This is a genomic window from Paenisporosarcina sp. P5_A11 (genome assembly GCF_056400705.1).
In genome coordinates this window covers 30,743-45,213 of sequence record NZ_JBFUKT010000003.1, presented here as the reverse complement: position 1 = coordinate 45,213, position 14,471 = coordinate 30,743, and the positions used below count along the sequence as shown (strand labels likewise).

14 protein-coding genes are annotated in these 14,471 nt (G+C 40.0%); 3 read left to right on the top strand and 11 right to left on the bottom strand.

What is annotated here, in order from left to right; translation table 11 throughout:
* Positions 1-390: 390 nt before the first annotated feature.
* From AC1DOS_RS01905 to hutU, 4 genes are read right to left on the bottom strand one after another with little or no spacing between them, the layout of a single operon-like run.
* A complete protein-coding gene (locus AC1DOS_RS01905; protein ID WP_477536209.1) occupies positions 391-1,710 on the bottom strand; it encodes a YjiH family protein in 1,320 nt (439 codons plus the stop codon).
* Between the two features lies 1 nt (position 1,711).
* A complete protein-coding gene (locus tag AC1DOS_RS01900; RefSeq protein ID WP_477536208.1) occupies positions 1,712-2,671 on the bottom strand; it encodes an agmatinase family protein in 960 nt (319 codons plus the stop codon).
* Complete coding sequence (gene hutI, locus AC1DOS_RS01895; protein WP_477536207.1) at positions 2,672-3,925, bottom strand: imidazolonepropionase; 1,254 nt, start codon at positions 3,923-3,925, stop codon at positions 2,672-2,674.
* A complete protein-coding gene (gene hutU / locus AC1DOS_RS01890; protein WP_108585966.1) occupies positions 3,922-5,595 on the bottom strand; it encodes a urocanate hydratase in 1,674 nt (557 codons plus the stop codon). Before hutU ends, hutI begins: the two co-directional genes overlap by 4 nt.
* A gap of 266 nt (positions 5,596-5,861) precedes the next feature.
* On the opposite strand from hutU, the gene AC1DOS_RS01885 reads away from it, so the two are divergent.
* Positions 5,862-6,185, top strand: a complete 324-nt coding sequence (locus tag AC1DOS_RS01885) for a PadR family transcriptional regulator (RefSeq protein WP_108585965.1) — start codon at positions 5,862-5,864, stop codon at positions 6,183-6,185.
* Complete coding sequence (locus AC1DOS_RS01880) at positions 6,178-7,218, top strand: DUF4097 family beta strand repeat-containing protein (protein WP_477536206.1); 1,041 nt, start codon at positions 6,178-6,180, stop codon at positions 7,216-7,218. The genes AC1DOS_RS01885 and AC1DOS_RS01880 overlap by 8 nt, the downstream gene beginning before the upstream one ends.
* Positions 7,219-7,450: 232 nt before the next feature.
* Here the strand turns inward: AC1DOS_RS01880 and AC1DOS_RS01875 are convergent, their stop codons facing one another.
* The 6 genes from AC1DOS_RS01875 to AC1DOS_RS01850 all read right to left on the bottom strand — a co-directional run bounded on the left by AC1DOS_RS01875 (position 7,451) and on the right by AC1DOS_RS01850 (position 11,180).
* Positions 7,451-7,750 carry a TIGR04104 family putative zinc finger protein gene (locus AC1DOS_RS01875; protein WP_477536205.1) on the bottom strand — a complete coding sequence of 100 codons (300 nt, stop codon included), beginning with the start codon at positions 7,748-7,750 and terminating at the stop codon, positions 7,451-7,453.
* A 132-nt stretch (positions 7,751-7,882) separates the two neighbouring features.
* A complete protein-coding gene (locus AC1DOS_RS01870; RefSeq protein ID WP_477536204.1) occupies positions 7,883-8,422 on the bottom strand; it encodes a GNAT family N-acetyltransferase in 540 nt (179 codons plus the stop codon).
* Between the two features lie 46 nt (positions 8,423-8,468).
* A complete protein-coding gene (locus AC1DOS_RS01865) occupies positions 8,469-8,804 on the bottom strand; it encodes a L,D-transpeptidase (RefSeq protein WP_477536203.1) in 336 nt (111 codons plus the stop codon).
* A gap of 76 nt (positions 8,805-8,880) precedes the next feature.
* Positions 8,881-10,335 carry a helix-turn-helix transcriptional regulator gene (locus AC1DOS_RS01860; RefSeq protein ID WP_477536202.1) on the bottom strand — a complete coding sequence of 485 codons (1,455 nt, stop codon included), beginning with the start codon at positions 10,333-10,335 and terminating at the stop codon, positions 8,881-8,883.
* Complete coding sequence (locus AC1DOS_RS01855; RefSeq protein WP_108585961.1) at positions 10,332-10,541, bottom strand: helix-turn-helix transcriptional regulator; 210 nt, start codon at positions 10,539-10,541, stop codon at positions 10,332-10,334. Before AC1DOS_RS01855 ends, AC1DOS_RS01860 begins: the two co-directional genes overlap by 4 nt.
* A gap of 138 nt (positions 10,542-10,679) precedes the next feature.
* On the bottom strand, positions 10,680-11,180 hold the full coding sequence (locus AC1DOS_RS01850) for a DinB family protein (RefSeq protein ID WP_477536201.1): 501 nt from the start codon (positions 11,178-11,180) through the stop codon (positions 10,680-10,682).
* Between the two features lie 236 nt (positions 11,181-11,416).
* Here AC1DOS_RS01850 and AC1DOS_RS01845 point away from each other — a divergent pair, with 236 nt between their 5' ends.
* Positions 11,417-11,788: a hypothetical protein gene (locus AC1DOS_RS01845; RefSeq protein WP_477536200.1), complete on the top strand. Its 372-nt coding sequence runs from the start codon at positions 11,417-11,419 to the stop codon at positions 11,786-11,788.
* Positions 11,789-11,869: 81 nt separating this feature from the next.
* Here the strand turns inward: AC1DOS_RS01845 and AC1DOS_RS01840 are convergent, their stop codons facing one another.
* A complete protein-coding gene (locus AC1DOS_RS01840) occupies positions 11,870-14,470 on the bottom strand; it encodes an MMPL family transporter (RefSeq protein ID WP_477536199.1) in 2,601 nt (866 codons plus the stop codon).
* Position 14,471: the final 1 nt, after the last annotated feature.

The following is a 14,471-nucleotide window of genomic DNA, read 5'->3' as shown; positions in this document are numbered from 1 at the left end:
CAGTTAAATAAGTTTAGTTTTTATAATACAAGAGAACCCTTACTTGTTTCATTGACTAGTCATCTTGGTTAATGAGACAGCTTTTGAACGTTATTTTCGATTCTGAAATATTTATCGCTCATTTTGAGGTGTTTATCGCTCAATCTGAAGATTTATCGCTCATTTCAAGAATTTATCGCTCAAACTGGAGATTTATCGCTCAATCTTGTCTCATTGCCTAGTCATCTTGTAGAAACCCCTTCGCCTACAGAAAAGAGCCATGTAGCGATTTAGCGTAATGGCTGGCTCCTATCTAACTGAATAGTTTTGTTTGCGCTGCGCTGCTGTTCGAAACCTTGACTAGATATCAAATCTAAAAAAGCCATCCTTTACTCAAGGATGGCTCGTCTTTCAAAATAGTAAATACGCAATTGGTGTAACAATTATTAACGTTAAAATAACACGTTGAACCCAAATAACGATTAACTTTGGAATAGAGATTGGAATTTCTGTCGCTACTATACATGGCACAACTGCCGAGAAAAAGATGATGGACGAGATAGAAACAACTGCAATTACGAATTTCACAATCATCCCTGATTTCACTACCAGTAATGCTGGTAAGAACATTTCAGCAATTCCTAGTGCACTTGCTTTAGCAACTAGCATCGGTTCCGGAAGTTGCAAAATGTAGGTAAACGGATAGAAAATGTAACCGATCCAGTCAAATATCGGCGTGAATTCCGCTAACACTAAACCAAGTAATCCAATTGATAAAATTGATGGTAAAATCGCCATAGCCATTAATAAACCGTCTCGCAAGTTCTCCCATACGTTCGCAAGTAAACTAGGTGCTTGTTTAACCGTTTCCTGCGCTTCATTCCAAGCGGCTGTCAAACGACTTCCTTCAGGTTGCAACTCTGGTTGAGGCACACTGCCTTCGTAATAATCGTCTTTAATACGATTCAGCGGCCAGATGTGAGCCGTAATTGCCGTTACGATGAACGTTACGATTAGTGTTACCCAAAAGTACAAATTCCACATGTCCATTAAGCCAATTGTTTTCGCTACGATGACCATAAACGTAGCAGATACAGTTGAGAAGCCCGTTGCAATAATTGCCGCTTCTCGTGCTGTGTATTTCCCTTCTTTATAAACCCTATTCGTAATTAACAATCCTAGTGAATAAGAACCTACGAAAGAAGCTACTGCGTCAATTGCAGATCGACCTGGTGTTCGCCAAATTGGTCGCATAATCGGTTGCATGAGAACCCCAATAAATTCAAGTAATCCATAACTTACTAATAAAGCTAAAAATACGGCTCCGATTGGAACTAGTAAACCTACGGAAATCACTAATTTATCGAACAAGAATGGTCCCATATCAGGGGCAAATAACCACGCTGGGCCAAATCCGAAAACTATCATAACACCGACAACAAGGCCAATGATTTTAAAGAATGAAAACACCATGTCTACGGTTGATTTTTTCCAAGTCCCCGATATAAACGGGTATACTGCACCTGCTAAAATAATTATCAACGAGTAATATGGCAACACCCCTGTTGCATTTGCTTGGATCCATGACACGATGTGATCAAGCATAATCGAATTTTTCTCACCAATTGTTACTGGAACAAAAAACATAAACGCACCAATAAAACTGTAAACGAAAAACTTCCACATTCCCGTATTTGAACGTAAATTTGAACTTACTCCCACTTGTTGCATATTAAATCCCCCTTTGTGATATAACTCTCCCCGTGATAAATTCCAACCATGCATAAACTCCTGTTTTGACTGTGGCGCTTGTCGGTACATCGCGCGTTGGATCAAGACAGACAAAATCGATGTGTCGGACCGCATCATGTTGGCCGATACGCAGTAAACTCATGAACAGTTCTTCTGCGATCATGCCCCCTGGTGTAGATGCTGGAACCCCTGGTGCGACTGCGATATCGAGCACATCCATATCGATGGTTACATAGACGCGGTCTACTCGTTTCGCTAATTCTTCTAACTGTTGTTCGACGCACTGAGCCACCCCTAGCTCACGCGCTTTTCGTAAAGTTACCATGCGAATGCCGTGTTCTTTCGCATAAGCGACTAATGGTGCTGCATTGAAATAACCGTGCAGACCAATATTTACAACATCATCTCCACAAACAATCCCACCGTCAATCAATTGACGAATAGGCGTTCCGTTCGCGGGTCCTAGTTCAACTGAATCTCGTACATCTAGATGAGTGTCAAGTTGCAAAATGCCGATTCGCTCGTTTGGAAATGCACGTTTTACACCTCTTACTGCACAAGCGGTGACCGAATGATCTCCACCGATTAAACACGTTGTCGCACTGTTAAATGTGCTAACCAGTTCAAGAGTGGTTTCCTCAATTCGTTTATGAGACAACAAAATGTCTGTTGTGTGCATAACTACATCTCCTGCATCACGCACAGCATACGATGATAAATCCAAGTCCTCGTCTAAGTTATATGTAGAGAACCCTTTCCACATTTTGCGGAATTCCATTGGATATAAGGAAGCCCCTGACACGCTAATCGACGACCGCGAAAGAGGCGCGCCATATAGCACCATATCCACAGAACCTTCACTTAGCGGTTTAACCCATTGATGTACAAAATCGCCGGAAGCTTCACGCCATGACCATTCTGGAGGTTGTAAATGTTTCATTTAACCCACCACCTGGACGCCTTTTTTCCAAACACTGCCGACGTGATTCACGCCGAATAAATATTGTAATTCTTGATAATTAGAAACGTTCCACATCACAACGTCTGCTTGCTTTCCTACTTCCAACGAACCAACTTTCTCTTCCATACCAATCGCACACGCTGCATTCATCGTTGCGGCAACCAGTGCTTCTGCTGGTGTTAAACGCATGGAAATACACGCTAAATTCATCACAAGCGGCATCGAAGTTGTTGGTGACGAACCTGGATTACAGTCGGTCGAAATCGCTACAGCAACTCCAGCATCAATCATTGCTCGACCTTTGGCTGCTTCTTCACGTAAGTACAAAGCTGTCGCAGGCAATAAACAAGCGATGACGCCCGCTTCCGCCATCAACCGCACACCTTCGTCTGAAGCTTTCAATAAATGCTCCGCAGAAATTGCTCCAACTTTCGCTGCTAGTTCAGCACCACCATACGATTCAATTTCATCTGCATGGATTTTCGGAATCAATCCAAGTTTCTTGCCGGCTTCTAAAATTCGTTCTGATTGCTCGGGTGTAAATACGCCGACTTCACAAAATACGTCATTAAAAACAGCGAGGCCTTCTTCCGCTACTTTAGGCAACATGTCATTGACCAACAAATCGATATATTGCTCTTCGCTGCCTTTGTATTCTTGCGGAACCGCATGACCACCCATAAATGTTGGTACTAAATCGATCGGATGGGTTTCATTCAAGCGCTTCATGGCACGAAGTTGTTTCAATTCTGTTTCTAAATCTAAGCCGTAGCCACTTTTCCCTTCAACCGTTGTGACACCGTGTGCTAAAAATGAGTCAAGGCGGCGAGTTGTTTGCGCCACCAATTCATCTTCTGTTGCTTCACGAGTCATACGTGTCGTTGCATGAATTCCGCCACCTGCATTCATAATTTCCATGTAAGTTGAACCTTCAAGACGCATTTCAAATTCTTTTTCACGGCTACCGCCATAAGCTACATGCGTATGTGGATCAACTAGACCAGGCGTCACTAAACGACCAGAAGCATCAACCACATCCGCTTCATGAGCACGTTTGCCATACAAGACTTCAAGTTCTGAAGTTGTGCCGATTGCTAGTATTTCTCCGTTTTCCATCCAAACACTTCCGTCTTGAATAATGCTTAGTTCAGACATTTGTTCTTGACGTCGTGGTCCATTTTCACCGGCTATGGTAACGAGTTGTGCAGCATTCTTTATCCAAACTGGTCTCATTTTTCAGACCCCTTTAACATCGGGATATTAACGCCTTTTTCACGAGCAGTGTCAATCGCTAAATCGTAACCCGCATCAACGTGACGAACGATTCCCATACCTGGATCAGATGTTAAGACGCGTTCAATACGTGCTCCCGCTTCTTTTGTACCGTCAGCTAAAATGACCATTCCCGCATGAATGGAGTAGCCCATACCCACGCCACCACCGTGATGTAGAGAAACCCATGTTGCGCCACCTACTGCATTGATCATGGCATTCAAAATTGGCCAATCCGCTACCGCATCTGAACCATCTTTCATTGATTCTGTTTCACGATTAGGGGAAGCCACTGAGCCTGAATCTAAGTGGTCACGTCCGATGACAATCGGTGCACTTAACTCACCGCTTGCAACCATATCGTTAATGATTTTTCCGAAACGTGCACGTTCGCCATACCCTAACCAACAAATACGTGATGGTAGGCCTTGGAACTGGATTTTATCTTGCGCCATTTTGATCCAGTTACATAAATGCGTGTTGTAACTGAACTCTCGTAAAATCACTTCGTCTGTTTTGCGAATATCTTCTGGATCACCAGACAATGCTACCCAGCGGAACGGTCCTTTACCTTCACAGAATTGTGGACGAATATACGCCGGTACAAATCCTGGGAAGTCGAATGCACGTTCAACACCTTCGTCTTTTGCCACTTGGCGAATGTTATTACCGTAATCAAAAGTAACAGCGCCTTTGTCCATCATCTCGACCATTGCCGATACGTGTTTTGCCATAGATGCTTTTGATAACTTCACATATTCAACCGGATTTTCTTCACGCAGTTTTGCTGCATCTTGTAACGACATCCCTGAAGGAATATAGCCATTTAATGGATCATGTGCTGAAGTTTGGTCCGTTAATACGTCTGGAATAAATCCACGTGCAATCATTTCTGGTAAGACATCAGAGGCATTTCCAAGCAAGCCGATTGATAGGGCTTTGCCTGCCGCTTTTGCTTCTTCAGCTAAGCGAATCGCTTCGTCTAATGAATCAGTTTTAACATCTGTGTAACGCGTTTCAATACGTCGGTCGATACGTGTTTCATCAACTTCAATACCGATACATACACCGCCAACCATTGTTACCGCAAGTGGCTGAGCCCCGCCCATACCGCCAAGTCCGGCAGTTAACGTAATTGTGCCTTTTAAAGACTCTCCGAAATGTTGCTTCGCTAATTCTGCAAATGTTTCATATGTTCCTTGGACAATTCCTTGTGAACCAATATAAATCCAGCTTCCTGCCGTCATTTGTCCGTACATCATCAAACCTTTTTTATCTAACTCGTGGAACGTTTCCCAGTTTGCATATGCAGGAACGAGATTTGAATTAGCGATTAACACGCGTGGTGCATCCAAATGGGTTTTAAAAATCGCAACTGGTTTACCAGATTGAACGAGCAAGGTCTCATCATTTTCAAGTTCTTTTAATGAACGTACGATTGCGTCAAAACTTTCCCAGTTACGTGCGGCTTTGCCGATTCCACCATATACAACTAAATCCTCAGGGCGTTCTGCCACATCTGGATCCAAATTATTCATAAGCATGCGAAGCGCAGCCTCTTGCTGCCACCCTTTTGTATTTAACTCGGTACCTCTATATTGGAATACGCGACCTTCTGTATTTGATTTCATAATTAGATTTCCCCCTTTTTCAATAACTTCATTGTATCTTGAAAGTTCAGATAATTAATTATAATTTAGTGACTTTTTTATAAATAACAGTTAACAATACATTTTATTATTCTTGATTTACGATTTATTGCACGCATTCTATAAAAATTTAAAGATATTCATTTGAATATAAATTTTTCCCAGTACCTTGCATAGAATAATACTGCATGATATATTGTTATCAAAGGTACTGATCATTGAATAGTAGTGAAAGGAGGAATTGAAAGATGAACATCCAATTTAAAAAAGGAGTTCTAAATCTGTGTGTTCTTGTTTTATTAGATAAACAAGATCGATACGGTTATGAGCTTGTACAAAAGATATCGGATCAAATATCGATTTCCGAAGGATCTGTTTATCCCTTATTAAGGCGTTTAACTAAGGAAGGCTACTTCACGACTTATTTACAGGAGTCCACGGAGGGTCCACCTCGGAAATACTATAAACTGACTACTCTCGGAAGAACTTACTTACACGCACAGTTAGATGAGTGGAATAGCTTTACAAACGGCGTCAATACATTAATTGAGGAGAGTGTAAAAAATGACTGAACAACAATTCTTGAATGAACTTGAAATGGCTCTAACTCGACTGCCTTCTGACGAAAGAAACGATATTCTTCAAGATATTAAAGAGTATTTTACAAGCGGACGGGAAGACGGGAAATCTGATGGCGAAATCGCGAGCTCACTTGGATCGCCAAAAGAAATTGCTGAGGAACTTCTTACTAACTATGTACCTGAGAAAGCAGAAATAGATAATAAACTGATAAAAATTACGGATAAAAGCTTTACAAAAGTAGCCATGAAAATTAAATACGGTTCTTTAAATGTTTATCCATCCGAGACTGAGGACACCACAATAGAGCTACTAAATGCACCTGAAAAGTTAGTATTAACAGCAGATGTTATTGGAGATACGTTAACAATTGAACTAAAAGCATCGAAATTTGGCTTCTTGAGCTTTCTTTTTATCTTTAAAGCAGTAAGAGTAAATGTCGCACTTCCTAAAAAACTGTATACAGCCATTTTGATGAAAACAGATAACGGAAGCATATTTGCGGAAAAAGTTCTTGGGAAAACAGTGAAAGCAACTTCCGACAATGGCAGTATAAAACTAAAAGAAATCGCAGCAACTACTCTAGAGGTAGAAACAGATAATGGCAGTATTAACGTCGATAAAGTACAAGTCGACAAACTATCTACTGAGACGGATAACGGCAGAATTGATTTGCGATATGTCGATGCAGATCAAGTTTATACAAAAACAGACAATGGACGAATTACGATGGAATTTGTGACCGGAAAAATTGTTGGAAAAACAGACAATGGACGAATATCACTTCTAACAACTAATCTCGACCGTATGATTGATTTAGAAACTGACAATGGAAGTATTTCGATTGAAACTGAAAATGATCCTACTGATGTAACCATCCGTGCAAAAGTGGACCATGGAAAAATTGATGTATTTGGGGAGAGGAATACCCGCACGACTTTCGGAAGTGGAACCAACACGATTCAGCTGTCTACAGACAACGGGAAAATAACTGTAGAAAAGAAAAGCGCTAGTGTGTTTAGTTAATAACGAAAATATTTTTATCCTAACTCAATTAGATAATAATTAATTACAAAAGCCTAACCGTTAATTAAACATACAAAAAGAGTCCAAATTCGCAACTGAATTGGACTCTTTTAAATTTCGATATAGTGGCAACCACCACAATCTTCTTTACAGTTAATGGGCGAGAATAAAGCACCTACTGAAGTCTCTGATGATTTGAATAATAAGAGATCTATTAATCTTTTCTAATTCTTTACCACATCGGTTCGTTCGTATTAGACAATTCAATCGAGTAAAGAATGGTAAATGTAAAGGCTAGAATCATCGGAAGTAAACTAATTAAAACTACTCCAAAGTCTTGCTCAAATAGTATACCGACAAAAACTCCAAGCATTACTGTAACTAGAGTCATAATACTAATCTTGGTTCTTGATTTTTTAGATATATATTGTTCTTCTCCGCAATTAGGACATTTCTTTCCATTGGATTGAAGGCCAATTTTAAAAGTATCTATAAAACTCCATTTATGATTACAGGCTTGACAGCTCGGCACTATTTTATCCTCTATTCTAATTATGAATATTTCGTTACCATAAGTTACTCTATTGTATCCCTTTTCCAATTAAAAACCAATTATTCGTCGCTATGAGGGCTTTTTTGCTTCATCAAAATTACTAAACGGTCTTTAATAAAATTCATTTTCAAGGATCGAGAACATATAATGGTCCTCCCATATTCCGTTGATTTTAAGATAGTCTCTTAGTAGCCCTTCTTTAACAAATCCTGATTTTTCTAATACTCGCGCTGACCCTATATTTCTAGGCATGACTCCCGCTTCAACTCTATGAAATCCTAATTTCTTAAACGCAATCTCAAGTATTAATCTGACTGCCTCAGTAGCATAACCTTTCCCATGATGCCCCTTATCTAATGAATATCCCAATACACATTTTTCGGATGCACCAAATTTATAAAGAGCAATCATGCCAATAAGCTTATTATTGCTGCTTTCAAATATACCAAAGTCATAACGACTCCCTAGTTTCTTTGCCTGCTTCCAGCCTTCGATTAATTTCAAATGGGCATCTAGTATATAAAACGAATCATCGTTTGATACAGGTGTAATCGCTTCGAATATTGTTCGATTTGCTAGATTTAATTCTAATAATGACTCGGCATCATCAGTTACGAATTCTCTTATGTATATGTTATTTTTTTGTCCCACTTGATAACTCTCCCATCTATTGTCTTTAGCGTACACTCGCAATTCTTCAGCGGTGTATATAAACATTTGTTCCTATTGGTACCAAGAATGAGAGTTCAGTCACGTCGTCGTTAAACATTCTTATACATCCGTGCGAAACCACTTTACCTATTGATGAAGGATTGTTTGTTCCATGAATTCCATAATGTGGCCTAGACAAACCCATCCATAAAACTCCAAAAGGTTCTCCCGGGTTATATTCTTTATTAATAATGATGTAATTACCAGTTGGCGTAGGTGTTAACATTTTACCGACTGCAATTGGATACGTTTTTAATAATACACTTGCATTATAAAGCTTAAGCTGCCGTTTACCAACTGAAACATCAATCCAAATAGTCACCATATCATCTCCCGAAAAATGCCTTACCTTAGATATATGGAAAGATACTCGTACGTGACATTAATGACGTTCATGGTCAATCAAACCTATAAGTAGACGGAGTTTGACCTGTTGCAGCTTTAAACTTTGCGTTGAAATACGTTTGGTGTGTGTAGCCTGCTAATCTCGCTACTTCTTCAAGTGGTGCCTTCGTTTCTTTTAATAAACGCTTGGCTTCTCTTATTCGAATTTCTTGAAGCGTGTCTCGAAATTTATTTCCTGTACTTTGAGAAAACTTTCTGCTCAACGTACTTTTATTTATATGGAGTGCCTCCGCACACGTTGCTAAGTTCCAATTAGAATCCCAATAATTTGATTCCATCATCGCGCGCACTTTTTCAGAAAAATTGGCGTTTCCTTCTTCATGGAAACTTGTTTCATTCATTAACTTTGAAGTGAAATCGCCCAGCTTTTGAATAATGTGATACATAACAGGCTCTTGAATGATGTCTTGAAATAAACGATGGTAGTGTTTTTCGATTGGTCCATTGCTAATCGACTTTGCGGTCATATATCTTCTCATTTGTGCCAAGACACTGGTTAGACGGATACGTACCATTTCTGGGTCTGGATACGGTGCTTCAAGTGTCAGGAAGTCTTGCTCTAACCATTCCCGAATCGGCTTTAAGTCTTGCTTTTCTAACATTTCAATCCATGTTCGTTGTTCCAAAGGGGACAAAAATGGATCAAGGTCTCTCCATGTTAAGTCGGTCAACTCTACTGACAAAATATCGTATCCGTCATAAAAAATACGTTCTTGAAAACGACGCATTTTTTGGTATAAGTCACGCATACTCTTACCTTCTGTAGATTCGTACAGATAAATAGATAGTAACTCTTCAGACTGACTTTTCCATGAAGCAAAAAAGGAGCGATAACCTTCTTGAAGTTCTTCATGTTCCACCAATCGATGGATAACGAGAACAAAATCCGAGAACGGAAAAACGTGAAATGTTGTAGGAAACGAAAACTCTTCTAGTGCTCTTACTAATTGCGATCCAACTTCAACATTTGAAGGTACGATCGCACTCATTAACACGGGAGTGTTGGGGTATGTTTCAGCTAATAATAAATCCTCATAGGTCAGCATAGACTCTTGAGCGGATTTGAGCTGAGGAGACCCCTCCTTGTCATTGCGCAAACGAAAACGGGCTTGCTGTACATGCTTAATCAAGTGTTCTGGTTGAAAAGGTCGGAACAACAAGTCTTCTGCTTTATGTTTTAGTGCTCGATAGGCCGTTTGGAACGTTCGTTCAGAAGAAATACCAAGCCATTGCATCTGTAGTGGCAAGAAAGACGAGTCTTGTGACGCCCATAAATCAAGATCCACAATTAAGAAATCAACTGCGCATTCTTTCACTTGTTTGGAGAATTGTTCCACGTCGTCCACAACATCCACTTTAATATCTCGAAGTTGTGAAGTAATAATCCACTTTAACCCTTGTCCTTCAAGCGGGTCCTTTGTGAGAATCAGGATATTCATCAAATTCATTTGTCTGTCTCCTTCAACTCAAAGATTTCATCGATGGATACTTGAAAATATTTCACTAGCTTTAATGCTAATTCCAAACTCGGATTGTATTTGTTATTTTCAATAGCTGTAATAGTTTGACGTGTAATTTGCAAGTCCAATGCCATCTGAACTTGCGTAATGCCATGAGCTGTTCGTATGTCTTTTATTCGATTTAATACTGGCAAATTTCACGCCTCCTTATGTAAAGAGTTCTTTACATAAATAATAAATAAAAAACCGATGAATGTAAAGGGTTCTTTACATTCATCGGGTTAAGCTGAACACAAAAAGCAACTTCATTTTCGAAGTTGCTTTCGGACTTATTATTCTGGAGCTACTCCACCATAAGACGCCCATTCTTCACGCGATGGACCGTATACGCCGATTAAAGCAAGACCTGCTTGACGCATCAAAATGGTTAACTGACCACGATGATGGATTTGGTGTTTGACTAATACATTGAGAGTTGTAGCACTCGACCATGTTTCGCCATACATATCGTGTTCTTCAGAAAGATTAGCATCTGTCCATTGTGTACGAATTGCTTCCGTCAAATCCTTACTCGTCTGGAGGTATCTTTGAGCAATTTCATGTGCAGTCACTGGTACTGCTGCATCGTATTGAGGAGCATCAAATTCGAGACCGACTCGTGACATCATTTCATGTACAGTGACGACGATATGCCATGCTAAGAAACCTAACGAGCGTTCTCCTTCTTTGACTTGTGTCGATAACGAATCATCGTTTAATAAGTCTAATATTTTTTGAGTTGAGTCACTTTCGTACGTCCATTCCGCTAAAAATTCATCAATTGTATGGTACATAAGTTGCCTCCTCCAGATTCTACATTCTCCTCAATACCTTTCGAGAGAAGTTGGAGAATCCCTGCATTACTCTTCAATTAATTATTTTCTTTGATGTCAATTTCCTTTATCAACAACAAGATAAGAGTTAAAAAAAATATTTTTGGGAAATTAATGAAATGTTGGAACTTTCCGAAGGGTTAAACAGTCTAATCAATAAGTCAAGAATTCGGGAATGGATTGGGGTGAGTGGTGATATGAAAAAGTGGATGCTGCTAATTGTTATTATACTTATTGTTTCCATTAGTGCTGCTCTTTCAACGAAATTCCATTACCCAGAACTTCCATTTGAAAATAAAACGAAGTACGAAGTGGCGAATCTAGGTTCAACCTCTAACTTACCCCTTTCGAAAGTAACGCAACAAGACGGCTATTTATGGTTTGTAACAGATGACTCGAAAGATCTGGCGGAACAATCCTTGAAAAAACGGATGACTCAAAACGGCTGGGAATTTGTTGAGCAACAAGAATTAAATTATTTCTTCAAAAAAGATGACGAAAAAATAGTCATCAAATGTCAACAATGGACCAACAACTATCTGTTGTTTCAATTGCCAATGGGGTTGTAAACATTCTCACCTAGGCTTCTCTCTCTTACTTATACAAAACGAAAGCCCTTCGGCATGATATCCGAAGGGCTTTCTGTGTGATTATTTTTTCTTTTTCATTCCGAATGGCCACCATACACCGCGGTCAAACGATACCGTGATTGCTGGAATTAGTAACGGCAAGACAATTAAGCCATAAAGCAGTAATCCTATGACTACGATGGAAGCAATTTGCATTAAACTCAATACGCCTGAAGGCATCATCGCTCCAAATGTTCCTGCTAAAATAATAGCAGCTGTGATGATGACGGTTCCCATTTTCGTCATCGATACACGCATCGCTTCTCTAACAGTTATGCCGCTTTCGGCTTCTTCACGGAAACGATCGAGCAAGAATATGGAATAATCGACACCGAGTGCGACTAACATAACAAAGCCGAAAAATGGTACTGCCCAGCTAATACCGTCAAAGCCTAATATATTCTCGAAAATCAACTCTGCAATTGCGATTGACGTAAAGTACGTTAACAACAATGAGCCAATCATGAATAATGGCATAATCACCGAACGGAACATTATAGCTAACACCACAAACAAGCTGATCAACATGATGATGACAGTGTTTGAGAAATCGCTTGATGAGATGTCCGCTAAATCACTATTAATACTGGAAATTCCGCCAAATGCGATATCGGTATCTTCAAATGGAGTACCTTTCACTTCAGATGCGACCGCTTCTTTCAATCGGTGCACAGTATCGATTGCTCCTGGTGAATAAGGGTCATCGGAAAGAACGACTTCCATTTTAATCCCGTTGCCTTCTGCGAATGTATAGCGCTCTAAGACTGGAGCGAAATCTTCGTTTTCAAGCGTACCTGCGGGAATAAACATTCCTGTATCACGCACACTGTCACTCTTACTCATTGTATTCATCATGTTGCTGGCTTCAGCCAAGCCATCTGTAATTTCCGTAAGTCCTTCGTTTGATGCAGCAATACCTTCCGTCAACTGAGACAATCCTTCTCCATCTCCACCCGCACTTTCAAGTCCTTGTTGGATTTGACCAAGTTGTCCGCTGATCGCTGTCAAAGCACCTATCGTTTGTTGGACGTTGCCAGTCTGTTGCAAACCTTGTGTCGTCTGCGTTAATTGTTCATTTAACTGACCGATACCTGCCGCGACTTCACCGAGTCCGCCACTTTCGTTTCCTCCAGCTAACCCGCTTTGAATTTGATTAAGACCTTCACCGATTTCACTTAATCCTTCGCGAGCATCAGTTAATCCGTCTGCTAATAATCCAAGTTGTCGATCAACATACAAATCCTCAATAACTTCACCAGTTGGACGCGTAATGGTACGAATTTTTTCAACGCCTTCTATTTGTTCAAAACGCTGACTTAAACGCTCTACGTATGGAATCATTTCTTCGTTTGCAAGCTTTTCATCTGCCTTAATGATGACTTGGACAGGCAAGGAATCTCCTTTTCCAAAACCATTTTCAATCGCACGTAATCCTTTGACTGATTCATAGTCATCGCCGATTTCATCGACCGTGTTAAACGACAATGAATTGTCGTAAGTCAGCAATAACGGAACCGTTAAAATGGCCACTACAAGTATAGAGACTACGGGGCGATTGATCGATAACTTGCTCATCCGTCCCCATAGTTTGCTGTCTTTATGCGATGCCGATTTTTTAGACGGCCAAAATAGTTTTTCTTTCAATACCAGCATCAACACTGGTACGACGGTAAATAAGACGAGTAATAAGACGGCAATTCCGACCGCTACTGCTACAGCAGATTTAAATATCGGGAAATCTGCAAAACCGATTGCAAAGAATCCAATAAAGACAGCAATACCACTAATGAGCAAAGTCCGTCCTGCAGTTTTGTAGGTATTTACAATTGCTTGTTTAACTTCATGTCCGGCTGATAATTCTTCTTTGTAACGACTCAACAGTAAAATACAGTAATCCGTTCCAATACCAAATAAAATAGCTACTAAGAAAATTTGTGTGTAGTTCGAAACTGGAAAGCCAAACCAATCTATGAAAAATGCCACTAACGACTGACTCAGCAGATAAGTAATCCCAACCGCTACTAATGGAACGAATGGTGTAACAATAGAACGGAATACCGCAAGTAATAAACCGAAAATCAATACGACGGTAATGATTTCAGTACGTTTTAAGCCTTCTTGAGAACTTTTATTTACATCACTATTTATGATAGATAATCCTGTTACATAAGCCGTCATGTCTGACGGAATAACAGTTGCGCGTATATCTTCTGCAATTTGATTTACTTCTTCATCTGTACCATCGACTGTAATGGGAATGAGCACGGTCTTTTTATTTTCAGAAATGAGCTGACTTTCTAGCTCATCACTTTCTACGGGGTTCAATACACTTGTCACCGTGTCCCCAAGAGATATGATATCGTCCACCATTGTGCTCAATTGGTTTCGGACATCATCTGTTAATGCTTGATCCAGTTCCACTACGACGGAAATCGTCTGGTCACTCTCCCCTGCATCCTCAAGCATTTGGGCTGCTTGTTGTGAAGAAGCATCTTTAGACAATTGGAATGATCCCGCTTTTTCAGCTTGTTCCGTTAAATTCGGGGCGATTAGGAACAATACAATCGTAATTGCTAGTAAACCAATGGTAATCGGCCATTTCCATCGTAATATCGCAGTCATC